Annotated in this window: 23 protein-coding genes, 1 pseudogene and 1 riboswitch; of the genes and pseudogenes, 18 read left to right on the forward strand and 6 right to left on the reverse strand. The window is 61.3% G+C overall.

Features of this window, described 5'->3' with window-relative positions:
- Positions 1 to 27: 27 nt before the first annotated feature.
- From ACTG1P_RS20270 to narQ, 3 genes and pseudogenes are all read right to left on the reverse strand, one after another.
- A complete protein-coding gene (locus ACTG1P_RS20270; protein WP_005334473.1) occupies positions 28 to 603 on the reverse strand; it encodes an LON peptidase substrate-binding domain-containing protein in 576 nt (191 codons plus the stop codon).
- A gap of 103 nt (positions 604 to 706) precedes the next feature.
- On the reverse strand, positions 707 to 1,345 hold the full coding sequence (narL, locus tag ACTG1P_RS20275; protein WP_005334471.1) for a two-component system response regulator NarL: 639 nt from the start codon (positions 1,343 to 1,345) through the stop codon (positions 707 to 709).
- Positions 1,345 to 3,058, reverse strand: a pseudogene (gene narQ, locus ACTG1P_RS20280) (nitrate/nitrite two-component system sensor histidine kinase NarQ). The gene narL and the pseudogene narQ overlap by 1 nt, the downstream one beginning before the upstream one ends.
- 78 nt (positions 3,059 to 3,136) lie before the next feature.
- Positions 3,137 to 3,277, forward strand: a riboswitch (molybdenum cofactor riboswitch).
- Here narQ and moaA point away from each other — a divergent pair.
- The 16 genes from moaA to ACTG1P_RS20360 all read left to right on the forward strand — a co-directional run bounded on the left by moaA (position 3,265) and on the right by ACTG1P_RS20360 (position 16,169).
- Positions 3,265 to 4,260 carry a GTP 3',8-cyclase MoaA gene (gene moaA / locus ACTG1P_RS20285; RefSeq protein WP_440002076.1) on the forward strand — a complete coding sequence of 332 codons (996 nt, stop codon included), beginning with the start codon at positions 3,265 to 3,267 and terminating at the stop codon, positions 4,258 to 4,260. Its footprint overlaps the riboswitch before it by 13 nt.
- 239 nt (positions 4,261 to 4,499) lie before the next feature.
- Entirely contained in the window at positions 4,500 to 5,042 is a 543-nt protein-coding gene (gene napF, locus ACTG1P_RS20290; RefSeq protein ID WP_434471669.1) for a ferredoxin-type protein NapF, read from the forward strand.
- 29 nt (positions 5,043 to 5,071) lie between these two features.
- Positions 5,072 to 5,326 (forward strand): chaperone NapD, encoded by a 255-nt coding sequence (locus ACTG1P_RS20295; protein ID WP_031227438.1) that lies wholly within the window; start codon positions 5,072 to 5,074, stop codon positions 5,324 to 5,326.
- Between the two features lie 101 nt (positions 5,327 to 5,427).
- Positions 5,428 to 7,917: a nitrate reductase catalytic subunit NapA gene (gene napA / locus ACTG1P_RS20300; RefSeq protein WP_440002077.1), complete on the forward strand. Its 2,490-nt coding sequence runs from the start codon at positions 5,428 to 5,430 to the stop codon at positions 7,915 to 7,917.
- Positions 7,918 to 7,931: 14 nt separating this feature from the next.
- Entirely contained in the window at positions 7,932 to 8,666 is a 735-nt protein-coding gene (napG, locus tag ACTG1P_RS20305) for a ferredoxin-type protein NapG (RefSeq protein WP_440002078.1), read from the forward strand.
- Positions 8,663 to 9,538 carry a quinol dehydrogenase ferredoxin subunit NapH gene (gene napH / locus ACTG1P_RS20310; RefSeq protein ID WP_440002079.1) on the forward strand — a complete coding sequence of 292 codons (876 nt, stop codon included), beginning with the start codon at positions 8,663 to 8,665 and terminating at the stop codon, positions 9,536 to 9,538. Before napG ends, napH begins: the two co-directional genes overlap by 4 nt.
- The gene (locus ACTG1P_RS20315; protein ID WP_005334452.1) at positions 9,538 to 9,993 is read left to right on the forward strand and encodes a nitrate reductase cytochrome c-type subunit; all 456 of its coding nucleotides are present in this window, start codon (positions 9,538 to 9,540) and stop codon (positions 9,991 to 9,993) included. The genes napH and ACTG1P_RS20315 overlap by 1 nt, the downstream gene beginning before the upstream one ends.
- Before the next feature lie 11 nt (positions 9,994 to 10,004).
- The gene (locus tag ACTG1P_RS20320) at positions 10,005 to 10,595 is read left to right on the forward strand and encodes a cytochrome c3 family protein (protein ID WP_088869497.1); all 591 of its coding nucleotides are present in this window, start codon (positions 10,005 to 10,007) and stop codon (positions 10,593 to 10,595) included.
- Between the two features lie 242 nt (positions 10,596 to 10,837).
- A complete protein-coding gene (gene moaB, locus ACTG1P_RS20325; protein ID WP_440002080.1) occupies positions 10,838 to 11,344 on the forward strand; it encodes a molybdenum cofactor biosynthesis protein B in 507 nt (168 codons plus the stop codon).
- 9 nt (positions 11,345 to 11,353) lie between these two features.
- The gene (gene moaC, locus ACTG1P_RS20330) at positions 11,354 to 11,878 is read left to right on the forward strand and encodes a cyclic pyranopterin monophosphate synthase MoaC (RefSeq protein WP_440002081.1); all 525 of its coding nucleotides are present in this window, start codon (positions 11,354 to 11,356) and stop codon (positions 11,876 to 11,878) included.
- On the forward strand, positions 11,875 to 12,120 hold the full coding sequence (moaD, locus tag ACTG1P_RS20335; protein ID WP_440002082.1) for a molybdopterin synthase sulfur carrier subunit: 246 nt from the start codon (positions 11,875 to 11,877) through the stop codon (positions 12,118 to 12,120). Before moaC ends, moaD begins: the two co-directional genes overlap by 4 nt.
- Positions 12,121 to 12,122: 2 nt before the next feature.
- Entirely contained in the window at positions 12,123 to 12,596 is a 474-nt protein-coding gene (gene moaE, locus ACTG1P_RS20340; protein ID WP_440002083.1) for a molybdopterin synthase catalytic subunit MoaE, read from the forward strand.
- A gap of 87 nt (positions 12,597 to 12,683) precedes the next feature.
- Positions 12,684 to 13,412, forward strand: coding sequence for a molybdate ABC transporter substrate-binding protein (gene modA, locus ACTG1P_RS20345; protein ID WP_043821148.1), 729 nt, complete (start codon positions 12,684 to 12,686; stop codon positions 13,410 to 13,412).
- Between the two features lie 111 nt (positions 13,413 to 13,523).
- Positions 13,524 to 14,204: a molybdate ABC transporter permease subunit gene (gene modB / locus ACTG1P_RS20350; protein WP_005361814.1), complete on the forward strand. Its 681-nt coding sequence runs from the start codon at positions 13,524 to 13,526 to the stop codon at positions 14,202 to 14,204.
- Entirely contained in the window at positions 14,201 to 15,301 is a 1,101-nt protein-coding gene (gene modC / locus ACTG1P_RS20355) for a molybdenum ABC transporter ATP-binding protein (protein WP_440002084.1), read from the forward strand. The genes modB and modC overlap by 4 nt, the downstream gene beginning before the upstream one ends.
- Positions 15,302 to 15,392: 91 nt before the next feature.
- The gene (locus ACTG1P_RS20360) at positions 15,393 to 16,169 is read left to right on the forward strand and encodes an alpha/beta fold hydrolase (protein ID WP_440002085.1); all 777 of its coding nucleotides are present in this window, start codon (positions 15,393 to 15,395) and stop codon (positions 16,167 to 16,169) included.
- A gap of 70 nt (positions 16,170 to 16,239) precedes the next feature.
- On the opposite strand, the gene moeB is transcribed toward ACTG1P_RS20360, so the two are convergent.
- Together moeB and moeA are read right to left on the reverse strand one after the other, a co-directional pair.
- Positions 16,240 to 16,995 carry a molybdopterin-synthase adenylyltransferase MoeB gene (gene moeB / locus ACTG1P_RS20365; protein WP_440002086.1) on the reverse strand — a complete coding sequence of 252 codons (756 nt, stop codon included), beginning with the start codon at positions 16,993 to 16,995 and terminating at the stop codon, positions 16,240 to 16,242.
- Entirely contained in the window at positions 16,992 to 18,218 is a 1,227-nt protein-coding gene (gene moeA / locus ACTG1P_RS20370; protein ID WP_440002087.1) for a molybdopterin molybdotransferase MoeA, read from the reverse strand. Before moeA ends, moeB begins: the two co-directional genes overlap by 4 nt.
- 308 nt (positions 18,219 to 18,526) lie before the next feature.
- Here moeA and folE point away from each other — a divergent pair, with 308 nt between their 5' ends.
- Positions 18,527 to 19,183: a GTP cyclohydrolase I FolE gene (gene folE, locus ACTG1P_RS20375; protein WP_440002088.1), complete on the forward strand. Its 657-nt coding sequence runs from the start codon at positions 18,527 to 18,529 to the stop codon at positions 19,181 to 19,183.
- Between the two features lie 411 nt (positions 19,184 to 19,594).
- The gene (locus tag ACTG1P_RS20380; RefSeq protein WP_440002089.1) at positions 19,595 to 21,250 is read left to right on the forward strand and encodes a methyl-accepting chemotaxis protein; all 1,656 of its coding nucleotides are present in this window, start codon (positions 19,595 to 19,597) and stop codon (positions 21,248 to 21,250) included.
- 71 nt (positions 21,251 to 21,321) lie between these two features.
- Here the strand turns inward: ACTG1P_RS20380 and ACTG1P_RS20385 are convergent, their stop codons facing one another.
- The gene (locus tag ACTG1P_RS20385; RefSeq protein WP_440002090.1) at positions 21,322 to 23,052 is read right to left on the reverse strand and encodes a formate--tetrahydrofolate ligase; all 1,731 of its coding nucleotides are present in this window, start codon (positions 23,050 to 23,052) and stop codon (positions 21,322 to 21,324) included.
- Positions 23,053 to 23,082 lie beyond the last annotated feature (30 nt).

Raw genomic sequence — 23,082 nt, forward strand, 5'->3', positions numbered from 1 at the left:
TAATTGCATTTTGCAACGCTGTTTTTGTCATTGTGAAATCAGGCGATGCAGGAATTTACGGGCTGCTTCGCTGTTTTGTTTGGCAATCAGCATCTGCTTTTCATAAATCGGCATCGGCAATATCTCGAGCCAGCGTTGGCAGAGCCAGGCGGCATCTTCAAAGCGCTTGTCCGGATAGAGCTCATCAAGCTCCGGATACTGCTCGAACACTTCCCGCAGGCGATTGACCAGCAGCTTGTCGTTGAAATCGGAGTGGGTGCTCGGCCAGTTGGGCAGCATCTCCACCTTGGCCCGGCGCAGGCCCATCTCGTCTGTTTCCATCTCGTGGATGCAGAAGCGCTCCAGTCCCAGCACCGTCACACCCAGCAGGCCATCATTGAGGGTGTAGAAGTCGGTCACCTTGACCCGGGTGCCCACCGGCAGAATGCGGCCGGATTGTCCCGAGGTGGTCGACTCTTCCATCACGATGCCAAAGCCCTGATCGTTGATGAATGACTCCTTGAGCATCTGCAGGTGGCGTGGCTCGAACAGACGCAGAGGAAGCTTGCCGCCCGGCAGTATGTGGGAAGGCAAGGGGAACAGTGCCAAAGGTTGTAGTTTCATGTTCCATCCTCCATTGAGTAGTTGCTGAATATGACAATGCAGCGACTGTGCCAGAGAATGAAAAAAGCCACCGGAGGGTGGCTTTTCGGGCGGTTGAGGGCGCTTAGTTGCGCTGCTCCAGATACATGACAGCCGCTTCCACGCGGCTTTGCGCCTCGAGTTTCTTCAGCAGGCTCTTCACGTGAACCTTGACCGTTCCCTCGGAGATATGGAGTACCGAGGCGACCTGTTTGTTGGAGAGGCCTTTTGCAATTTCGCGCAGGATTTGCATTTCGCGACGCGTTAAGCTTTCCAGCTTCTGCTGCAGGTGATCCAGCTCGTAGATGTTTTCGAGATAGGGGCGCAGCGGTTCGCTCAGGATCTGCTTGCCGGTCATCACGTCGGCCAGTTGGGCCAGCAGCAGATCAGGCTCGGTATCCTTGAGCAGGTAGCCGTCGGCACCCGCCTTGAGCAAAGCCACCACATCCTGACGGGCATCGGAGACGGTGAGGATCACCACCCGGGAGGTGATCTCTTCGGCCCGCAGCGCCTTGAGGGTATCGAGGCCGGAGAGCCCCTTCATGTTGAGGTCGAGCAGGATCAGGTCCGGCTCGGACTCTTTGGCCAGCGCCACGGCATCTGTGCCGTTGGAGGCTTCACCGGTCACCTCCATGTTCTCTTCCAGAGCCAGCAACTGCACAATCCCTTTGCGCATGAGGGGATGGTCATCTACGACCAGAACTGTGTATTTCATCTCGTCCATCAGGCGTCTCTCGCTAGACTGGTGGGAAAGGTCAGATGCACGCAGGTGCCTTGTGGTTGCTGCTCGTTGATGGTCAGCAGACCGTGCAGTTTGCTGGCGCGCTCGTTCATGATGCTCAACCCGTAATGGTTGATCGCCGAGCTGGCGAGTCCGATCCCGACACCGTCATCTGAAATCTGAACCTCAATGTTACCACTGGCGAGGGTCTCACAGCTAACATCAATCACTTGCGCGTTGGCATGTTTGATGGCATTGAGCACTGCCTCACGGATCAGCTGCAAAATGTGGATATGCTGGCCCGCCTCCAGGTCGTTGTCGGCCAGCCCGTAATGGAACCGGATTTCGGCCTGGGTCTGAGGCTGCAGTTGATCAAGCATCACCCGGATCGCTTCCCCCAGATTGGCATCGCCAATGGTGAGACGGAAGGTACCGAGCAGTTCGCGCAACTGGGTATAGGCATTGCTAAGCCCCTCGTCGATCTGCTGCATCGCCTCCTGCGCCTTGTCATGTTGCCCCTTGGCGTAAGAGCGCTTGAGCAGGGTGGACTGGATCTTGAGATAGGAGAGGGCCTGCGCCAGCGAGTCGTGCAGCTCCCGGGCGATCACCGCCCGCTCCTCCATCAACAGCAGTCGCTGCTGTTGCAGCAGGGTCTGGTCTTTGTGCAGCACCTGAGCCAGCAGCATGGTGAAGTTCTTGATCAACCGCTCATCGATGGGGTGTTGGCTGATGATGTCGAGGCGGCCGAACTCCTGCTCATCCATCTGCAGATAAAAGCTGGCGACCGCATCGAGATCGCCGGGCCAGCCGGTGCGCCCCGAGATGTAGACCGGCATGGCGTTGTGCTCGAAGCGGGTCAGCCGGATGTGGTCGATATGCTGGTGGGCGGCAGCACGGTCCAGCAGTTTGATGAGGGTGCGGGTGCTGAGCGGGGCGGCGTGCAGCTTCTGGGCGGTCGAGTAGAGAAACGAGAGGGTGTCGTTGGCCTGTTGCAGCTTGGCGGTTTTCTCTTCCACCTTGTTTTCCAGCTCCCGATAGAGCTTGCCCAGCTCGTCGGCCATGGTGACGAAGGCGCGCGAGAGCTCCCCCAGCTCATTTTCGCCGTGGGCGGGCAGCTTTAAGATCGAAATCCTGCCGCTGGATCTGGCGGGCACAGTAGACCAGCTGGTTGAGGGGGGCGACCACCTGCTGGCGGGTGAAGCGCACAGTGAACCAGGCGATGGTGATGATGGCCAGCAGGCCGAGCCCCTCCGCAAGCGCCAGCATCCTCACCTTGAATTCCACGTGGTACTGCATCTGATTGACGAAATTGTCGATGGCCGCCACAAACTGCTCGGTGTTATCGGTGTACCGTCTGGGGGTACGATCCTCGATGTGCTGGCGCATCACCTGCCACTGGCCGAGCACCTCGCCATAGGTGCGACGCAGGGAGGCAGGAGTGATCCAGCGCTGGGTCTCCTGCAGCTCTTCGGCGTGCAGGGTCTCTTCAAACTGGGAGAGGCGCCCCAGCACGCTGTCGCCCCGCTCGATTTCGTAGGCCATCCGGTAGGCTTGCATCCGCAGCGAACCGGAGAGGTTGATCGCCTTGGCATCGGGTACCGAGTAGAAAAGGGTGACCATGGCGACCAGCGCGATCAGGCTGGCCATGAAGAGGATCAATACCATGGCGCGGCCAATGGCACTGCTGACCGAATGGACCCTGAACCGTTTTCCCATACTGATGCGCACCTCTGAATAGTGATAAGGACCCCGCAAGATGCGTGGGAGTGTACTCCAACTTGTGTTAGCATCGAAAAACTAGATGAACTCCGAGCGGTTTTGCCTAAGTCCTAGCGATAGGGGGAAACCAGCCGTCAGCCGACGTTCGAGCTGTAAGGGTCAGGAAAGAAATGCCCTGGCCTCCCGTATTTGGAAAGGTGTTTATGTTGCCACTTGAAGATGGTTTTTCCCGTCGTTTTTACTATTTGCGTCTGTCAGTGACCGATGTGTGCAATTTCCGTTGCACCTATTGCTTGCCTGACGGCTATCGCCCCCCGGAAGGTCACAAAGCGGGGCGTCAACCCTTTCTCTCGATTGACGAGATCCGCCGCGTGGTCAGCGGTTTTGCCGCCATGGGCACCCGCAAGGTGCGCATCACGGGGGGCGAGCCCTCCCTGCGCCGCGATTTCACCGAGATCATCAAGGTGATTGCCACCACACCGGGCATCGAGAAGGTCGCCATGACCACCAACGGCTATCGCCTAAAGGAGCGGGCTCAGGAGTGGTTTGATGCCGGACTCAACGCGCTGAATGTCAGTGTCGACAGTCTCGACCCGCGCCAGTTTCACCAGATCACCGGTGAGAACAAGCTGGCCGAGGTGATGGAGGGGATCGAAGCAGCACTGGCCGCCGGTTTCAAATCGGTGAAGATCAATGCTGTGCTGCTCAAGGGGCTCAACGACTACCAGCTTGATGCCTTTCTGGGCTGGATCAGACACAAGCCCATCGAGCTGCGCTTTATCGAGCTGATGCAGACCGGCGAGATGGATACCCTGTTTCGTGACCACCATGTCAGCGGCGAACAGATCAAACAGCGCTTGCTGGAGAGCGGCTGGGTGCAGCAGTTGCGGGGCACGGATGACGGTCCGGCGCAGGTCTTTATGCACCCCGATTCGCAAGGTGGGGTGGGGCTCATCATGCCCTACAGCAAGGATTTCTGTGCCGGTTGCAACCGGCTGCGGGTCTCCTCGCTGGGGAAGCTGCATCTGTGCCTGTTTGGCGACAACGGCATCGACTTGCGGGATCTGCTCGGCGCAGATGCACAATCCGATGAGCTGCAACAGCGCATTCGCGCGGCACTGGCGGGCAAGAGTGCCACCCATCGTCTCCATGAGGGCAATGCAGGCATCACCCCTCATCTCGCCTCGATCGGTGGATAGCCGCAAAAAATCGCCAACGATTAAATAGCAATCCTCACATGGAGGTATTTTAACCGATACCTCCATTTTTATTGCGCTGCAAGGCTTTGATCTGGCGCAAGAATCCCCCCTGTTTATCTCCCTGGTGGTATATCCCTTACCTTGTCAGGGCCGCAATATACACCCACTCTTATAATTGGTATCAAGAATGCCAATCATGGACTCGGACTGTCCCCTTTTTCACCAGAACAGGAGTCAACATGCCGGATGAGATTGATCTTGCCCGCCGCGGCCTGTTCCGGGGGCGGCTGAGAACCGCCGAACCGCCGGTGCAGTTGCCCTGGTCAGTCAACTGGTCGGCATTTGTCGCCGACTGCACCCGCTGCGGGGACTGTCTTGCCGCCTGTCCGGAGCAGGTCCTGGTGAATGGCGAGGGCGGTTTTCCGGTGGTCGATTTCCAGCGTGGCGAATGCACCTTCTGCACCGAGTGCGTCACTGTCTGCAAGGCGCCTGTGTTTCGCCCGACCAGCGAGTCCCCCTGGCACTATAAGGCCCATATCGAAGCCAACTGTCTGGCCAATGGTCAGGTGTTCTGCCAGCGCTGTCAGGACAGCTGTGAGCCCAATGCCATTCGTTTTATTCCGGTGCTGGGGCGTGTGCCCACCCCAACGGTCGAGCCGGATCGCTGTAATGGCTGCGGCGCCTGTGTGCAGGATTGTCCAGTTGGCAGCATCAAGGTCGACGGGCGAGCCGCCCCATCCGGTGGTGCGAGCCAGCCCACCCTCAAGCAGGAGTCAGAATGAGTCAGAAGCCGTGTGACACAGAAACCACAATGGATCAGGAGTTCCATGTATCGAGTCTGGTGGTGCTGACCCAGCCCCCTTTGCGCCATCAGCTCGCCGAGCAGATTGGCGCCCTTGAAGGGGCCGAGATCCACGCCGTCAGTGACGAGGGCAAGCTGGTCGTGACCCTGGAAGGTCCGAGCCAGCGGCCGATCATGGCGGCCATTGATGCAATACAGGCGATGCCGGGCGTGCTCTCTGCCGCCCTGATTTACCACCAGTTCGATGAACTGGGCGGTCACTGAAAAGAGTGATGGGATGCCTGGCGTGCCCTCTGCCGCTGATGGTTGGCTCCCGTTCGACAGATTCGACAACTATTACGCGATAAGCAATGTGAGGATATGCCATGAAGCTGAGTCGACGCGACTTTATGAAGGCCAACGCGGTGGCAGCTGCCGCTGCCGTGGCCGGTGTCAGTGCCCCCACGCTGGCAGCCAATCTCATCACCAGTACCGACAAGACTACCATCCATTGGGATAAGGCTCCCTGCCGCTTCTGCGGTACCGGCTGCTCCGTGCTGGTGGGCTCTCAGGATGGTCGGGTCGTGGCGACTCAGGGTGATCCCGATGCACCGGTCAACCGTGGCCTCAACTGCATCAAGGGCTACTTCCTCTCCAAGATCATGTACGGCCAGGATCGCCTGACCCAGCCGATGCTGCGGATGAAGAACGGCCAGTTCGACAAGGATGGTGACTTTGCCCCCATCAGCTGGGATCAGGCGTTCGACATCATGGCCGAGAAGTTCAAGGCGACCCTGAAAGAGAATGGGCCGACTGCCGTCGGCATGTTCGGCTCCGGCCAGTGGACCGTCTGGGAAGGCTACGCTGCCGCCAAGCTGATGAAGGCCGGTTTCCGCTCCAACAACATTGACCCCAATGCCCGTCACTGCATGGCCTCTGCGGTCGTCGGCTTCATGCGTACCTTCGGCATGGACGAACCGATGGGCTGCTACGACGATATCGAGCAGGCCGATGCGTTCGTGCTGTGGGGCTCCAACATGGCCGAGATGCACCCCATCCTCTGGTCGCGGATGTCCGATCGCCGTCTCTCCAACCCGGATGTGCAGGTGCACGTGCTCTCGACCTTCGAGCACCGCAGCTTCGAGCTGGCGGACAACGGCATGGTGTTCACCCCGCAGACCGATCTGGCGATCCTCAACTATGTCGCCAACTACATCATCCAGAACGACAAGGTGAACTGGGACTTCGTCAACAAGCACACCGTGTTCAAGAAGGGGGTCACCGACATCGGTTACGGCCTACGCCCGACCGATCCGCTGCAGCAGAAAGCGAAGAACCCGGACAGCGGCGATGCCACTCCGATGACCTTCGAGGAGTTTGCCAAGTTCGTGGCGGATTACGATGTGGAGTCGGTCTCCAAGCTCTCCGGCGTCTCCAAAGAGAAGCTGGAAAAGCTGGCCAAGCTCTATGCCGACCCGAGCAAGAAGGTGGTCTCCTACTGGACCATGGGTTTCAACCAGCATACCCGTGGCGTCTGGGCCAACAACCTCTGCTACAACATCCACCTGCTGACCGGCAAGATCTCCGAGCCGGGTAATGGTCCTTTCTCACTGACCGGCCAGCCCTCTGCCTGTGGCACCGCGCGTGAAGTGGGTACCTTTGCCCACCGTCTGCCTGCCGACATGGTGGTAACCGAGCCCAAGCACCGCGCCATTGCCGAGAAGATCTGGAAACTGCCGGAGGGGACCATTCCCGACAAGGTGGGTTTCCACGCCGTGCTGCAAGACCGCATGCTCAAGGACGGCAAGCTCAACGCCTACTGGGTGATGTGTAACAACAACATGCAGGCCGGTCCCAACATGAATACCGATCGCCTGCCGGGCTATCGCGATCCGCGCAACTTCATCGTGGTCTCCGATCCGTACCCGACCGTCACTGCCCAGGCCGCTGACCTGATCCTGCCCACCGCCATGTGGGTGGAGAAAGAGGGGGCCTACGGCAACGCCGAGCGCCGTACCCAGTTCTGGCACCAGCAGGTGAAAGCGCCGGAAGGGGCCAAGTCCGACCTGTGGCAGCTGATGGAGTTCTCCAAGCGCTTCAAGGTCGAGGAAGTGTGGCCAGCTGAGCTGATTGCCAAGATGCCGGAAGTGAAGGGCAAAACCCTGTTCGACGTGCTCTATGCCAACGGTCAGGTCAACCAGTTCCCGAAAGAGCAGAGCAAAGGGCTGCTGAACGACGAAGCCGAGCACTTCGGCTTCTACGTCCAGAAGGGTCTGTTTGAGGAGTACGCCACCTTTGGTCGTGGCCATGGCCACGATCTGGCGCCGTTCGATCAGTACCACGAAGCGCGCGGTTTGCGTTGGCCTGTGGTAGATGGCAAAGAGACCCTGTGGCGCTACCGCGAAGGGTTCGACCCTTACGTGAAAGCGGGCGAGGGGGTGCGTTTTTATGGCAAGCCCGATGGCAAGGCGGTCATCTTCGCCCTGCCGTTCGAGCCCGCAGCCGAGTCGCCGGATAAAGAGTACGATCTGTGGCTCTCCACCGGCCGCGTGCTGGAGCACTGGCACACCGGCACCATGACCCGTCGGGTGCCCGAGCTCTATCGCGCCTTCCCGGATGCGGTGCTCTTCATGCACCCGGACGATGCCAAGGCTCGCGGCGTGCGTCGTGGTGAAGAGGTGATCGTCTCCTCCCGCCGTGGCGAGGTGAAGACCCGTGTCGAGACCCGTGGTCGCAACCGTCCGCCGAAAGGACTGGTCTTCATGCCCTTCTTCGATGCGAGCCAGCTGGTCAACAAGCTGACCCTGGACGCCACCGATCCGCTCTCGAAAGAGACGGATTACAAGAAGTGCGCCGTCAAGGTGATGAAGGCCTGAGGCGGGGAGTCGAGATGAGTCGTAGTCGTCGCCAGTTTCTGGCCGACATGGCCAAAGGGGCTTGCGGTGTGAGCCTGCTTGGCGTGGGGCTCGGCGGCATGGCCCGCCAGCAGGTGTATGCAGTGCCGGCTCAGGCGCTGCGTCCCCCTGCCGCCCTCGACGAAGCTGAATTCCTCGGCGCCTGCGTGCGCTGCGGACTCTGCGTCGAGGCGTGCCCCTACGACACGCTCAAGTTGGCCCGGCTGTTTGAGCCGGTGACCACGGGGACTCCCTACTTCAGGGCTCGCGCCGTCCCGTGCGAGATGTGTGATGACATCCCTTGCGTGGTGGCCTGTCCGAGCGGGGCGCTGGATCAGCAGATGACCGATATCGATCAGGCGCGGATGGGGGTGGCAGTACTCATCGATCACGAGACCTGCCTCAACTATCTGGGTTTGCGTTGCGATGTCTGTTATCGGGTCTGCCCGTTGATCGACAAGGCGATCACCCTGGATCTGCAGCACAACCAGCGTACCGGCAAGCACGCCATGTTCCTGCCCACGGTGCACAGCGATATCTGCACCGGCTGTGGCAAGTGCGAGCATGCCTGCGTGCTGGAGGAGGCCGCCATCAAGGTGCTACCTCGCCAGCTCGCCAAGGGGGAGCTGGGTCATCACTACCGGCTTGGTTGGGAAGAGAAGGCGAAGGCGGGCAAGTCGCTCATTGGCGACAGGCTCACTCTGCCGACCCGTAAACCGGAGGGGCTATGAGTCGTTATCCGGGGGAAGAGGCGCGCATCAAGCTGGGATGGTGGCGTTCTCACCGTTTCCTGCTGCTGCGCAGGCTCAGCCAGTTCGGTGTGCTCGCATTGTTCCTGCTGGGGCCGCTGGCGGGTGTCTGGATCCTCAAGGGCAACCTCTCCAGCTCGCTGTTGCTGGAGACGGTGCCGCTAACCGATCCGCTGACCCTGCTGCAATCGGTGGCCGCAGGCCATTGGCCCATCTCCACCCTCTGGTTGGGGGCAGCCATCGTGCTGGTCGGTTACTGGCTGGTCGGGGGGCGGGTGTTCTGCTCCTGGGTCTGTCCGGTCAACCTCATCACGGATGCCGCAGCCTGGCTCCGGGGGCGACTTGGCCTCAAGGGCAATGGCCAGTTCAGCCGTGCGACCCGCTACTGGCTGCTGGCCATGGTGCTGGTGGTGCCAGCGGTGGTCGGGGTGATGGCGTGGGAGCTGGTCAATCCGGTGTCACTCGCCATGCGCGGCTTGCTGTTTGGCATGGGAGCGGGCTGGGCCCTGCTTGCAGCGCTGTTCCTGTTCGATCTCTTCGTGGTTGAGCGGGGCTGGTGCGGTCATCTCTGTCCGGTGGGGGCCTTCTATGCCCTGGTCAACCGGGTCGGATTTATCAAGATTTCTGCCAAGGGGCGCGAGCGGTGCAACAACTGCATGGATTGTTATGCGGTCTGCCCGGAGCGTCCCATCCTGCGCGGGCCTGTTCATGGTGCCAAGCGCGGTCACGGGCCCTTGATTGCGGCTCAGGAGTGTACCAACTGTGGCCGCTGCATCGATGTCTGCGCGGAACAAGTTTTTGAAATCACTGTAGGTTTTGCCGTCAAGGCAGAAAAAACGTCGGAGAACAAATAATGAAAAAGCTGATTGGAGCAATGCTGGCCTGCCTGATGGCGGGATCCTTGATGGCAGCGGCCCCCGAGATCACCAACAGTACCGGTGGCCTCAAGTCCGAGCGTGGCGCCACCGATCTGGTGACCGATGCCACCGCCGCGCCCCTGAAAAACTTCCGCAAGGATGGCGCGCCCTACGATCGCCAGTACATGCATCAGCCGCCGCTGATCCCCCACGATATTCGCAACTATGAGGTGGATACCAAGGTCAACAAGTGCCTGGCTTGCCACAGCTTCAAGAATGCTAGTGCCATGAAGGCTCCCAAGATCAGTCCGACTCACTTCGAGACCCGCGACGGCCTGACCCTGGGTGAAGTGTCGCCGCGTCGCTACTTCTGCCTGCAGTGCCATGTGCCACAAGCGGATGCCAAGCCGCTGGTGGAAAATACCTTTAAACCGGTTGAAGCGCTGAACTGAGGAATCCATAGATGAAATTACCCGGCTTTATCCAGCGTCTGTGGACCACCTTCAAGTCACCGTCGAAGGCTGCTCTCTGGGTCATCTTGCTGATGGGCTTCTTCGGTGGCGTGATTTTCTGGGGTGGCTTCAACACCGCCATGGAAGCATCCAACACCGAGGCCTTCTGCACCAGCTGTCACGAGATGAAGGACAACGTGTTCGAGGAGTACCGCGACACCATCCACTACGCCAACCGCTCCGGCGTGCGGGCCAGCTGCCCGGATTGTCACGTACCCCATGAGTGGACCTACAAGATCATCCGCAAAGTGCAGGCTTCCAAGGAGCTGTGGGGCATGATCACCGGCAAGGTGGATACCCGCGAGAAGTTCGAGGCACACCGGCGCGAGATGGCGGAGCGGGAGTGGCAACGGATGAAAGAGACCGATTCGCGCGAGTGCCGCAACTGCCACAACTTCGAGTATATGGACTTCTCCCTGCAGGGGCAGCGTGCCGCCAAGATGCACTCTACCAATCTGGCCAGTGGTGAAAGTACCTGCATCGACTGTCACAAGGGGATTGCTCACCAGCTGCCCGACATGACCGGGGTGAAAGGGTTCTGATCCTGCGACGACAGGCCGGGTTTGCCCGGCCTGCGTTTTGTTCATATATGGGACAAGCATCAGAGTTGTGTGTCTTTTAAATCCCATATCTCGTGAAACCTTTGATAGAATCAGCCCGCCGTCACACGCTTGAGCAAGTTGGTCACCCCTGTCTGCGTCAGTTTTTGCGCCCTGACAGCTGGCCTCTCATACTCCTTCTCTTCCTGCCTCGTTGACGGCCCATAGCCACAAGGAGCTGCCCGATGGGACAGAAACACAACGCATTTATTCCCCTCAAGATCGCCGTGCTGACGGTCTCCGACAGCCGCACCGTCGCCGATGACAGCTCGGGCGACTATCTGGTATCGGCCCTTACCGACGCGGGCCATCAGCTGGCCGATCGGGCACTCTGCCCGGACAACCTGTTTCGCATCCGCGCGCGGGTGAGCGAGTGGATCGCCGATGAGGGGGTGCAGGTGGTACTGATTAACGGCGGTACCGGCTTCAATGAACAGAACCGGGTACCGGAAGCGGTCGGTGTGCTGTTCGAACGCACCGTACAGGGTTTTGGCGAGATGTTCCGTCAGCTCTCTTTTGCCGAGATTAAAGGCTCCGCCATGCAGAGCCGTGCACTGGCGGGACTCGCCAATCGCACCCTGATCTGCTGCCTGCCGGGCTCCACCGGCGCCTGTCGGCTGGGTTGGGAGCAACTGATCCGCGATCAACTCGATGCCCGCACCAAGCCGTGCAACTTTGTCTCCCACCTCTGAGAGCAAACGATGAACCAGACCGATCCCAAGCAGACCCAGCCCAATCTGACGCATCTGAACCAGAGCGGCGAAGCCCATATGGTGGATGTGACCGACAAGCAGGTGACCGAGCGCGAAGCCCGCGCCGAGGCGTTTGTTGCCATGGCCCCCGAGACGCTGGCGCTGATCCTGAGCGGCCAGCACCACAAGGGGGACGTGTTCGCCACCGCCCGCATCGCCGGCATCATGGCCGCCAAGAAGACCGCCGATCTTATCCCCCTCTGCCATCCGCTGGCCTTGACCAAAGTCGAGGTGGAGATAGTGCCGCTGGCCGAGCGGAATCGGGTGCATATCCGCACCCTCTGCAAGCTCTCCGGCAAGACCGGGGTAGAGATGGAGGCGCTGACGGCGGCATCGGTGGCGGCGCTGACCATCTACGACATGTGCAAGGCGGTGCAAAAGGACATGGTGATCGAACAGGTGCGGCTGGTAGAGAAGAAGGGCGGCAAGTCCGGCCATTTTCAGCTGGGGTCAAATAGCGGGGAGCAAGCATGATCAAGGTACTGTTTTTTGCGCAAGTAAGAGAGCTGGTGGCCTGCGATGAGCTGAGCCTGCCGTGCGACTACGCCACTGCCGAACAACTGCGTGCGGCGCTCAGTGAGCGCGGCGACAAGTGGGCGCTGGCGCTGGAAGCTGGCAAGCTGCTGGTGGCGGTCAACCAGACCCTAGCGCCCCTCGATACCCCCATCAACGATGGCGATGAGGTGGCCTTCTTCCCGCCGGTGACCGGAGGTTAAGGATGAGCGAGGCAACCATCACAGATCGCATTCTGGTGCAGCGGGCCGATTTCTCGCTGGCGGACGAATATGCCCGCCTTGCCACCCGGCAGGACACCGGCGCCGTGGTCAGCTTTGTCGGCAAGGTGCGCGATTTCAATCAAGGGGAGCACGTCAAGGGGCTGGCCCTCGAGCACTACCCCGGCATGACCGAGAAGGCGCTGGCCGCCATCGTGCAGGAGGCGCGCGAGCGCTGGCCACTGCAGGAGTGCACCCTTATTCACCGCATCGGCGAGCTGTGGCTTGGCGATCAGATCGTGCTGGTGGCGGTGAGCAGTGCCCACCGCGACGCCGCCTTTGACGCCTGTCACTTCATCATGGATTTCTTGAAAACCCGGGCGCCGTTCTGGAAAAAAGAGCTGACCGCCGAGGGTGTGCAACGCTGGGTCGAGGCCAAAGAGAGCGACAACGCTGCCGCCGCCCGCTGGCAAGCCTGACCTGTTCATCATGAGGGGCGCAGGTTCAACGGGAACCACGGCCCCGCCAAGGGGCGCGGATGTGCGGGCCCCATCAGGAGAAAGGGAATGAAACCGCTGTTATCTGTTGTCATCGCAGGCGTCTGCGCCGCCACCTTGCATACCGGGGCCGTGCAGGCCGATGAAGTGAAAGTGGCCGTGGCGGCCAACTTCAAGGGCACCATAGAGCGTATCGGCAAGGAGTTCACCGCCAAGACCGGCCACACCCTGGCCATCTCGTCTGCCGCCACCGGGGTGCTCTACACCCAGATCAGTCACGGCGCACCGTTCGATCTCTTCCTCTCCGCCGATGCGGCGACCCCCGAGAAGCTGGAAAAAGAGGGCAAGGGGAGCGATCGCTTCACCTACGCCATCGGCCAGCTGGGGCTGTGGAAGAAGGGGGGGCCGGCCCCTGACGAGGCGACCCTGCGTAGCTGGAAAGGCAACCTTGCCATCGCCAATGCCCGCACTGCTCCCTATGGTGCTGCCGCCATGGCGACCCTCACCCATCTCAAGATCGATCCCAAGCAGTATCGGCTGTTGACCGGCGCCAACATCGGCCAGACCTGGCAATTTGTCGACACCGGCAATGCCGAGCTGGGCTTTGTCGCCTGGGCCAATCTGGTTGAGGCGGGCAAGACTGGCGAAGCCTGGGCGGTGCCTGCGAGCTTCTATCCTCCCATCGAGCAGCAGGGGCTGGTATTGAAGAAAGGCGCCGCGGTCGAGGCGCTGGTCGCCTGGCTCAAGGGGCCGGGTCAGGCGCAGATCAAGGCAGCGGGTTATGCGTTGCCCCAATAAGGGGATGGGCCTGATGCGATACCCTGAGTGGTCGGCCTTCGGGTCGGCCACTCTTTGCAATAAGGATGGATACCATGCCGTTGGGAGCATTTATCAACCGGGAGGTCGGCAATGAGTGAAGGGGATCTGCTGGCGGTCTGGCTCACCCTGAAGCTTGCGGCCTGCACCACAGCGATTTTGCTGTTGCTGGCACCGCCGCTGGCCTGGTGGCTGTCGCGCAGTCAGAACCGGCTGCGGCCGCTGGTGGAGGCGCTGGTGGCACTGCCGTTGGTGCTGCCTCCCACGGTACTGGGTTTTTATCTGCTGCTCGCCTTCTCCCCCGAATATGGTTTCGGCGCCTGGTGGCGCGACACCTTTGGGGCCCCGCTCGCCTTCAGTTTTCTCGGCCTGCTGTTTGCCTCCATCCTCTATTCGCTGCCGTTCGTGGTGCAGCCGCTCACCTCCGCCTTCGTCAACATGGGCAACAAGGAGCTGGAAGCTGCCGCTACCCTGGGGCTTGGCCCGCTGGAGCGCTTCTTCCACATCATTTTGCCGATGACCCTGCCCAGCTTTGTGATGGCGGCGGCGCTGGGCTTTGCCCACACCCTGGGGGAGTTTGGCGTGGTGCTGATGATTGGCGGCAATATACCCGGCGAGACCCAAGTGCTTTCGATAGCCCTGTTTGATCATGTGGAGGCGATGGATTACCAGAACGCCCATATTCTGGCGGGCGGCTTGATGGCCTTCTCGCTGGTGATGCTGGTGCTGGTCTACGGGGTGCTGCAGCGCCGACAGCGGAGAGTGTTTGGATGAATCAGCCAGCCACTATGCCGCCTGTGAACGTGCCGCACCGCCATGCCCTGAACCTAAATTCCCGGCGCGAGTTTGGCCCTTTTACCCTCGACTGCGCACTGACCCTCGAACTGGGGGGGATCCTCGGCCTGTTTGGCCCCTCCGGCTGCGGCAAGAGCACACTGCTACGTATCATCGCCGGGCTCGATCGCCAAAGCGGGGATCGCATGTTGTGGCGCGGGCGGGAGTGCGCTCAACTGCTGCCCGAAGCGCGCCGGATCGGACTGGTGTTTCAGGACTCGCGCCTCTTCCCTCATCTGACGGTGCTCGGCAATCTGCAACTGGCGGCCCGCAAGGGGCGAGGGTGCTGGCAGCCCGAAGCGCTGGCGGCGCGACTCGGTTTTGCCGATCTGCTGGATCAGCCTGCCCATGCCCTCTCTGGCGGTCAACGCCAGCGGGTAGCGCTGGGGCGGGCGCTGCTGGCCGAGCCTGATCTGCTGCTGCTCGATGAGCCTTTTTCTGCGCTCGATCGGCGCAGCCGCATCCATCAGGCCCATGTGCTCAAGGGCTTGCAGCAGGAGAGCGGCATCCCGATGATCTTCGTCAGCCACGCCATGGAGGAGGTGAGCCTGCTCTGCGATCAGCTGGTGCTGCTGGAAGGTGGCAGGGTGGAGGCGCAAGGTCGGCCGAGCGAGATTTTCGCCCGCACCGATCTCTCGCTCGCCAGCCGTGACGATGCCGGGGTGATGCTGGATGCGACCTTGGCCCATTACGATGACGATGAACAGATGGCGACCCTGCAACTCGGCGAGCAGCGACTGCGGGTCACCATGACCCATGTGCCGGACGAGAGCGGCCCCTTGCAGATCAAGGTGGCGGGGCGGGATGTGGTGATCGCCACCGCTCCCATCGAGCACTCCAGTCTCTCCAACTGTCTCGTCACCCGTCTGCTGGCGGTGCGCGAGGTGCGCCCCGGCCAGACCCTGTTGCAGTTGGCGCTGGGTGAGCAGATACTGCTGGCCCGGATCACCAGTCGCTCCGCCAGGCGCCTGGCGCTGGCGCCGGAGCAGCAGATCTACGCTTATATCAAGGCGGTGAGTCTGGTCAGCGAAGGCTGATTGGGCGCCGTGCTGATAACGTGGCAGGATGGCCACGGGCCACATAACAACAAGAGATGGTTCAGGTGATGAGTCGAGAGGCAATACACTGATGCGCCGCAATCAGGTGATGAAATTCAACGGTCTTGCCCTGCGCAGCGCGGGGGAGGGCCCCTTGCTGTTGCTGCTGCACGGGCTGGGCTCCTCCAGCCTCGACTGGCAGGCGCAGATCGAACGGTTTTCCGAACAGTACCGGGTGGTGGCGCTGGACTTGCGCGGCCATGGCCAGAGCATGCAGGAGGGGCCGTTCGATGTGGCGACCCTGGCGGCCGACGTGGTGAGCTGGCTCGACGAGCAGCCGGAGCCCGCCTGGGTGGTGGGATTGTCGTTGGGGGCCATGGTGGCGCTGGAGCTGGCGCTGCAACTACCTCACAAGGTGCAGGGGCTGGTGCTGGTCAACGGTTTTAGCGAGTTTCTGCTGGAGAGCCCCAAAGAGCAGGAGCGTTATGCCCAGCGCCTCAAGTGGCTGCGCTGGTTTGGCATGCGCCCGCTCGCCTGGTGGCTTGGACGCGAGCTCTTCCCGGGCCCGGATCTCGCCCAGGTGCGCCACACCTTCCGGCTGCGTTTCGTGCGCAATAAAAAGAAAACCTACAAGGCGTTGCTGGAGGCGCTCCCCGGCTGGTCGGTACGCGCCCGGCTCGGCTCAATCTGGCAGCCGGTGGCCATCATCTCCACCAGTCACGACTACCTGCCGCTCGCCAAACGGGTGGAGCAGTTTGCCGCCTTGCCCAACGCCACCATCCACACTCCCAACGGCCACCACGCCTGGCCCGCTGAAGACCCCTCGGGCTTTAACCACCTGTTGCAACGGATCCTCACGACCCATTGAGGAAGGAGTTGTTAGGCACAGATATCAAAAAGCCGAACCACAGGGTTCGGCTTTTTTGATCCTGTTTGCGTCAAGGATGGGAGCAGACCGGGCAGTCGGGGCGCTTGGGCAGCTTCATCTCGCGGAAAGTGCCGCTCAGGCCGTCGATCATCAGCAGGCGGCCGCTGTAGTTCTTACCCATGCCGGCCAGCAGCTTGATGGCTTCGAGTGCTTGCAGGCTGCCCACCAGACCCACCACGGGGGCGAGTACCCCCGCTTCGACGCAGGTGAGGGCCTGCTCGCCAAACAGGGTGCTGAGGCAGGCGTAGCAGGGCTCATCTTCCTGCCAGATGAAGCTGCACAGCTGACCCTCCAGCCGGATGGCGGCGCCACTGATCAAGGGCACTTTGTGCTGACGTGCTTTTTGATTCAGCAGGTTGCGAATGGCCAGGTTGTCGGTGCAATCCAATACCAGCTGGTGTTGGGGCAACAGGGTATCGAGCAGCGCCTCGTCGGCCACGGCAGCATGGGTCTCGACGTTGAGCCAGGGATTGAGGGCACGCAGCGACTGGGCGGCAGAGTCTACTTTGTAGTGACCGATGCGCTCATCGTTGTGCAGCACCTGACGCTGCAGGTTGGAGAGCTCCACCTTGTCGAAATCGACCAAGGTGAGTTGGCCAACCCCGGCCACCGCCAGATACTGGCTGGCGGTGCAGCCAAGGCCACCGGCGCCGATCACCAGCACCCTGGCCTGCTTGAGCGCCTCCTGTCCCTCGAAGTCGAAGGATTTGAGGATGATCTGGCGGTTGTAGCGCAGCAGTTCGGCGTCGCTAAGGATCTCGCTCACAGCAGCAATCCCCCGAATGGCTCCACGGTTACCGTCTCGCCTGCGGCAACGCGGCCCCGTTCCCGTTCAAGAACGATGTAGCAGTTGGCTCGCGACAGGGAGCTGAACACGGCAGAGTCCTGCGAGCCGGTGCTGCGCACCTTGAGGCCGTTCGGTCCCTGACTCAGAATGCCGCGCTGGAAGTCGAGTCGGCCCGGGCTCTTCTTGAGCGGCTCGGTGGTGACGGCCTGCAACTGAAGTGGGCGTTCGAAGCGTTGGCCCGCCAGCTTGGCCAGCGCCGGTTGCACCAGCTGATCGAAGGTGACCATGGCGGAGACGGGGTTGCCCGGCAGGCCGAAGAACCAGGCGTGGGGCAGGCGGCCAAAGGCAAACGGCTTGCCCGGCTTGATGGCGAGCTTCCAGAAGCCAATCTCGCCGAGCTCGTCCAGCAGTTGTTTGGTGAAGTCCGCTTCTCCTACCGAAACGCCGCCGGTGGTGATCAGCACGTCGGCCTCTTCATCGGCACGGATAAAGGCGGCGCGTAGCTGGGCGGGGTCGTCGGGGATAATGCCAAGGTCGAGGCAGTCGCAGCCCAGCCGCGCCAGCATGGCCCGCACGCCGTAGCGGTTGGAGTCATAGATATCGCCGTGAGCAAGCGGGGTGCCGACCGGTTTGAGCTCGTCACCGGTGCTGAAGATGGCCACTTTCAGTGGGCGGCGCACCGCGACAGTGGCCACGCCGAGGGATGCCAGCAGCGGCATCTCTCTTGGGGTGAGGCGAGTACCGGCGGGCAGCACGCAGGCGCCCTTGCCGATATCGCTGCCGGCGCGGCGGATATTCTGGCCCGGTTCGGGTTGTGCCAGAAAAGTGATCCGATCGCCGTCGGCCTGCGTTTCTTCCTGCATCACCACCGCATCTGTGCCTGGGGGGACCGGAGCACCGGTCATGATCCGCACGCAGTGGCCAGCGGGCCATTCGCCCTGATAGGGCTGACCGGCAAAGGCTTTGCCCGCCATGATGAGCGGGATGCCAGCAGCGAGATCGGCCAACCGCACGGCGTAACCGTCCATGGCGGAGTTGTCGAAGGGGGGCACGGCGAGGGGAGAGGCGATGTCGCTGGCAAGAACCCGGCCAAGGGCCTCTGGCAGGGGCAGTTGCTCGCTGTCGCAGCAGCAGGCGAGTTGTTCCAGCATCCCTTGCAGGGCATCGCTTAAGGGGAGTAGTCCGCTGGTATCAAATCCCATCGTCATGACCTCTTTCTATGATTGAAGGCGGGATTATCACAAAATTCCCCGGGTATGGGCAGGTTATCTCAAGGATTCTCGGGGTAATCGGCGCTAAAACGGGGGGAGATGGCCATAAAGTATGAGGTGACGCACAAGTTGACTTGAATCTTGGCGGCAATGGCCGTTTACTATGCCGCCATAACAGATGGTCGTCACATCCCGTGTGGCGACCATGACAGCAATACCGTCGGCCCTGTACGCCGCAATAACATAAGGGGTTGCTCCTTTAGCAGCCCTCACAGTCCCTGAGCGTGGGAGAGAAGATAATGACAACCTTAAGTCCGGAAGCCTTGCAGGTCAGGGCTGCCCTCGAAGCCCAGGGACTGGAAACCCCCCTGGTCGGCAACGAGCTGAACAGCCAGCAGAAGCGGGAGAAGATCGAAGGCCATATGCGCTCCATCATGGAGACGCTGGGGCTGGATCTGGCCGATGACAGTCTGGCCGAGACGCCGCACCGTATCGCCAAGATGTACGTCAACGAGGTCTTCTCCGGCCTCGATTACTCCACCTTCCCCAAGGTGACGGTGATCGAGAACAAGATGCAGGTGGACGAGATGATCATGGTGCGGGACATCAGCCTCACCAGCACCTGCGAACACCACTTCGTCACCATCGACGGCATGGCCCATGTGGCCTATATCCCTCGGGGCAAGGTGATTGGCCTGTCGAAGATCAACCGCATCGTGCAGTTCTTCGCCCGTCGTCCCCAGGTGCAGGAGCGGCTGACTCAGCAGATCCTGCTGGCGCTGCAGACCCTGCTCGGCACCAAGGATGTGGCCATCAGCATCAAGGCGACCCACTACTGCGTCAAGGCGCGCGGAGTGATGGACTCCACCTCCTATACCACCACCACCTCCCTCGGCGGGGTGTTCAAGACCCAGCCCGATACCCGGGCCGAATTTCTCGGTGGCCTGCGCGGATAAGATGGCGGTTGTTTTGTAACCGCCATGCTGAATAAACGAGACGCCAGCAGCCATTGCTGGCGTTTTTCATTGGTCCCGGATGAGAGTGGCGGACTGCAACGGCTTGGCCCGCGCGGCTTGCCCTATGCAAACGTTATGCATTTTTCCGATTTATTCATCTGAGCGGTATATTTAATCGAGCACGATAAATCCCTCGTTTTCACCTTACAAAAAGTAACCGGATAGACTCTTTCCGAACCGTCACAATCCGGTTACTCTAGCGCCCCCTCACGGCTCTCGCTGCCGCTCATGGAATTCAGAGATATTCATCAAGGTTGGATGGTGCGCCACTGAACAGGTGGCCAGATAGTTCATGCCAGGAGGGCGTGAACCGGACGAGTGCTACGAATTTAACGACCACCAGGATACGCCATGAATACCAGTTCCATGACCATAGGCAAAAAACTCACTGCCGGCTTTGCCGTGCTCGGTTTGATGGTCGCCTTTATCGGCGGCTTCTCGTTGCTGGAGTTCAGCAATATGAACCGGGCGGCTATCGGTTTTACCGACAGCATCCTGCCCGCAGTCAACCGCACCAATGACATCGGTGACAGCATCAGTGAGCTGCGTCGTTATGAGCTGGCTCTGTTCCTGGTGGCCTCTGATCCCCAGAAGCGTGCCGAGTATCGCACCACTGCCGCCCAACTGGTGGAACGCCTCAAACAGCAGGTGATTGACCACGACAAAACCATCTGGGCGCAGGACGTGGAAGAGCGTCGCACCTTCGATATGGTCAAGACCGACTGGGCAAGCTACCTGGCCCTGCACGAGCAAGTGAAGCAATTGCAGGATAGCGGCCTGATGAGCGAGGCCCAGACCGTATTCATGGCTCAGGGGATCCCCCTCTACAACAACCTGCACAAGTCGGTGGCGGAGTTGATCCGCATCAACCATGGCTATGCGACCGAGTCGCGCAAGGTCGTGGTTGCCTCCTATGACTCCGCCAAGTTGAGCGTCACCATCGCGCTGGTGATCGGTCTGATCCTTGTGGTGGTGCTCTCCGTGGTACTGACCCGCCAGATCCGCGATCCGCTGATCATGCTGGCTCGTCAGGCCCAACGCATTGCCAATGGCGATCTGGGTCAGGGCGAACTGCAGCAGTGGATCCGCGACAGCCGCTTCAACCGCGACGAACTGGGCCAGCTGGGTTCCGCCATCAACCGGATGCAGGGCTCCCTCTCCGATCTGGTGAGCGAGATCGCCGGTTCCGTGAGCCAGCTCAGCAGCGCGGTGGAGGAGGTGAGCGCCATCTCCAGCCAGTCTGCCAGCGGCATGGCCATCCAGCAGAACGAAGTCTCCCAGGTGGCGACCGCCATGAACGAGATGCAATCCACCGTTAACGAAGTGGCCCGCAACACCACGGATGCCATGAGCGCCGCCAAGGATGCCTCCCGCACCTCCGCCGCCGGCAGCGAAGTGGTACGCAGCTCGATTACCAGCATCGAAGAGGTGTCGGTCAAGATTGAACAGGCGGGCACAGTGGTGCAGCAGCTGGAGGCCGACAGCGCCAACATCAGCGTGGTGCTGGATGTGATCCGCGATATCGCCGGTCAGACCAACCTGCTGGCCCTTAACGCCGCCATCGAAGCGGCCCGTGCCGGTGAGCAGGGCCGTGGTTTTGCGGTCGTCGCCGATGAAGTTCGCTCCTTGGCCCAGCGTACCCAGGACTCCACCGCCGAGATCAGCAAGATGATCGAGCTGTTGCAGAGCCGCGCCGCCGAGGCGGGCAACGCCATGCAGCTGAGTCGTCACCAGATGCAGGAGAGTGTCGGTCTGGCACGGGATGCCGGTACCAGTATCGAGACCATCAACGGTGCCGTGGTGCGCATCACCGACATGAACACCCTGATCGCCACCGCCACCGAAGAGCAGAACGCGGTGACCGAAGAGCTCAACCGCAGCATCGTCAACATTCACAATGCCGCTGACGAGAATGCCCAGGGCGCTCATCAGATCGCCCAGGCTTGTGTCGAGCTGAGCAAGCTGGCCAACACCCTGCACCATATGACCCAGCGCTTCACCCTCTAAGGGTTGATGCATGGATAACAAAAGGTCCCGCAATTGGCGGGGCCTTGTTGTTTCTGGCGTTGTGGAAGGGCTCAGCTCAGGCCGACTATCTCGCCGTTCTCATCGATATCGATATGGCGATAGGCAGGCAAACTGCCCAGCCCCGGCATGGTCATGATGGGGCCCGCCAGCGCATAGACGAAGCCGGCACCGGCGCAGAGTTTCACCTCGTCGATGGGCACCTCGAAATCGGTCGGTACCCCCTTGAGGGCGGGGTCATGGCTGATGGAGAGCGGCGTCTTGGCCACGCAGATGGGCAAGTGATCCCACCCTTCGGCGGAGAGCTGTGCCAGCTGCTGGCGCGCTCTGTCGGAAAGCTGCACCCCGCGACCGCCGTAGCCGCACTCCACCAAGGTCGCCAGTTTGGCGTCGAGGCTCATCTCATCGGAGTAGAGCAGTTTCACCTTGCCGGGTTGCTCGCAGGCGGCGACCACGGCGCGGGCCAGCTCGCTGGCACCGGCACCACCCTGGGTGAAGGCGTTGGAGATGGCCGCGCCACAGGCACCGGCTTGCTGCGCTTCATGGGCCAGCAGCGCCAGTTCGGCCTCGCTGTCGGTGGGGAAGCGGTTGATGGCGACCACCACCGGCACCCCGTAGCGGTGGGCGTTCCGGATATGCCAGGCGAGGTTGGCGCAGCCCTGCTTGAGGGTCGGCAGATCTTCCCCTTGCAGGCTGGCTGGCAGCGGCTGGCCCGGGCGGATATCCAGCAGACCGCTGTTGGCCTTGAGGCCGCGCACCGTGGCCACCAGCACCACGCAGGCGGGGGTAATACCGGATTGGTGGCTCTTGATGTTGAAGAACTTCTCCAGCCCCATGTCGGAGCCAAAACCCGCCTCGGTCACCACATAGTCGGTCAGACCAAGGGCGATGCGATCGGCGATCACCGAGGAGTTGCCGTGGGCAATATTGGCAAAGGGGCCGGCGTGCACCAGCACCGGCGTCTGCTCGGTGGTCTGCATCAGGGTTGGCTGTAGCGCGTCTTTCAGCAGCACCGTCATGGCGCCTGCTACTTCCAACTGTTCGGCGGTAATGGGCTTGCCGTGAATATCGCGTGCCAGTTGGATGCGGCCGATGCGCTGGCGCAGGTCTTTCAGATCGCTCGCCAGCGCCAGAATGGCCATCAGCTCGGAGGCGGCGGTGATGACGAAGCGATCGCTGCGCTCCACACCATCGGCAGCGCCCCCCTGTCCAATCGTGAGGTGGCGCAGTGCGCGGTCATTCATGTCGAGGGTGCGCGGCCAGAGGATGTTATCGGCATCGATATCGAGCCGCGGGAGGCCGGTTTTGGCGGTGAACTCGGCACCCAGTTTCTGTTCGTGGAACAGGCGGGCATCGAGGGCTGCCGCCGCCAGATTGTGGGCCGCCGTCAGGGCGTGAAAATCGCCGGTAAGGTGGAGGTTCATCTCCTCCATCGGCACCACCTGGGCGTGGCCGCCACCAGCAGCCCCCCCCTTGACCCCGAATACCGGCCCGAGGCTCGGTTGGCGGATGGTGGCGATGCTGGGCTGGCCGATATGGTTGAGCCCCATGGAGAGGCCAAGGGTGGTCACCGTTTTCCCTTCACCGAGCGGGGTAGGGGTGATGGCGCTCACTAGTACCAGCTTGCCGCACTGTGTGGGCTGAGACGTGAGCAGGTCGAGGCTGAGTTTGCCTTTGTAGTGGCCATGAGGGCTGAGCAGGTGCTGGGGGATGGCGAGGCGTTCGGCCAGCGCGTGGATTGGGAGACGGGGGGACTGGCGGGAGATCTCGATATCGCTTAGCATCAGCACCTCGTTGGCATATCGGGGTAAAAT

The organism is Aeromonas sp. 11P (genome assembly GCF_051920165.1).
GTDB lineage: Bacteria > Pseudomonadota > Gammaproteobacteria > Enterobacterales > Aeromonadaceae > Aeromonas > Aeromonas veronii.

Bases quoted from the DNA above. Each gene is read 5' to 3' on its own strand.
- ACTG1P_RS20315 (WP_005334452.1), top strand. From the start codon at position 9,538: ATGAAAAAGCTGATTGGAGCAATGCTGGCCTGCCTGATGGCGGGATCC.
- napG (WP_440002078.1), top strand. From the start codon at position 7,932: ATGAGTCGTAGTCGTCGCCAGTTTCTGGCCGACATGGCCAAAGGGGCT.
- ACTG1P_RS20295 (WP_031227438.1), top strand. From the start codon at position 5,072: ATGGATCAGGAGTTCCATGTATCGAGTCTGGTGGTGCTGACCCAGCCC.
- moaE (WP_440002083.1), top strand. From the start codon at position 12,123: ATGAGCGAGGCAACCATCACAGATCGCATTCTGGTGCAGCGGGCCGAT.
- ACTG1P_RS20360 (WP_440002085.1), top strand. From the start codon at position 15,393: ATGCGCCGCAATCAGGTGATGAAATTCAACGGTCTTGCCCTGCGCAGC.
- ACTG1P_RS20320 (WP_088869497.1), top strand. From the start codon at position 10,005: ATGAAATTACCCGGCTTTATCCAGCGTCTGTGGACCACCTTCAAGTCA.
- napA (WP_440002077.1), top strand. From the start codon at position 5,428: ATGAAGCTGAGTCGACGCGACTTTATGAAGGCCAACGCGGTGGCAGCT.
- narL (WP_005334471.1), bottom strand. From the start codon at position 1,345: ATGGACGAGATGAAATACACAGTTCTGGTCGTAGATGACCATCCCCTC.
- moaB (WP_440002080.1), top strand. From the start codon at position 10,838: ATGGGACAGAAACACAACGCATTTATTCCCCTCAAGATCGCCGTGCTG.
- folE (WP_440002088.1), top strand. From the start codon at position 18,527: ATGACAACCTTAAGTCCGGAAGCCTTGCAGGTCAGGGCTGCCCTCGAA.
- ACTG1P_RS20380 (WP_440002089.1), top strand. From the start codon at position 19,595: ATGAATACCAGTTCCATGACCATAGGCAAAAAACTCACTGCCGGCTTT.
- napF (WP_434471669.1), top strand. From the start codon at position 4,500: ATGCCGGATGAGATTGATCTTGCCCGCCGCGGCCTGTTCCGGGGGCGG.
- moaC (WP_440002081.1), top strand. From the start codon at position 11,354: ATGAACCAGACCGATCCCAAGCAGACCCAGCCCAATCTGACGCATCTG.
- modC (WP_440002084.1), top strand. From the start codon at position 14,201: ATGAATCAGCCAGCCACTATGCCGCCTGTGAACGTGCCGCACCGCCAT.
- moeA (WP_440002087.1), bottom strand. From the start codon at position 18,218: ATGGGATTTGATACCAGCGGACTACTCCCCTTAAGCGATGCCCTGCAA.
- ACTG1P_RS20270 (WP_005334473.1), bottom strand. From the start codon at position 603: ATGAAACTACAACCTTTGGCACTGTTCCCCTTGCCTTCCCACATACTG.
- ACTG1P_RS20385 (WP_440002090.1), bottom strand. From the start codon at position 23,052: ATGCTAAGCGATATCGAGATCTCCCGCCAGTCCCCCCGTCTCCCAATC.
- moaD (WP_440002082.1), top strand. From the start codon at position 11,875: ATGATCAAGGTACTGTTTTTTGCGCAAGTAAGAGAGCTGGTGGCCTGC.
- modB (WP_005361814.1), top strand. From the start codon at position 13,524: ATGAGTGAAGGGGATCTGCTGGCGGTCTGGCTCACCCTGAAGCTTGCG.
- moaA (WP_440002076.1), top strand. From the start codon at position 3,265: ATGTTGCCACTTGAAGATGGTTTTTCCCGTCGTTTTTACTATTTGCGT.
- napH (WP_440002079.1), top strand. From the start codon at position 8,663: ATGAGTCGTTATCCGGGGGAAGAGGCGCGCATCAAGCTGGGATGGTGG.
- modA (WP_043821148.1), top strand. From the start codon at position 12,684: ATGAAACCGCTGTTATCTGTTGTCATCGCAGGCGTCTGCGCCGCCACC.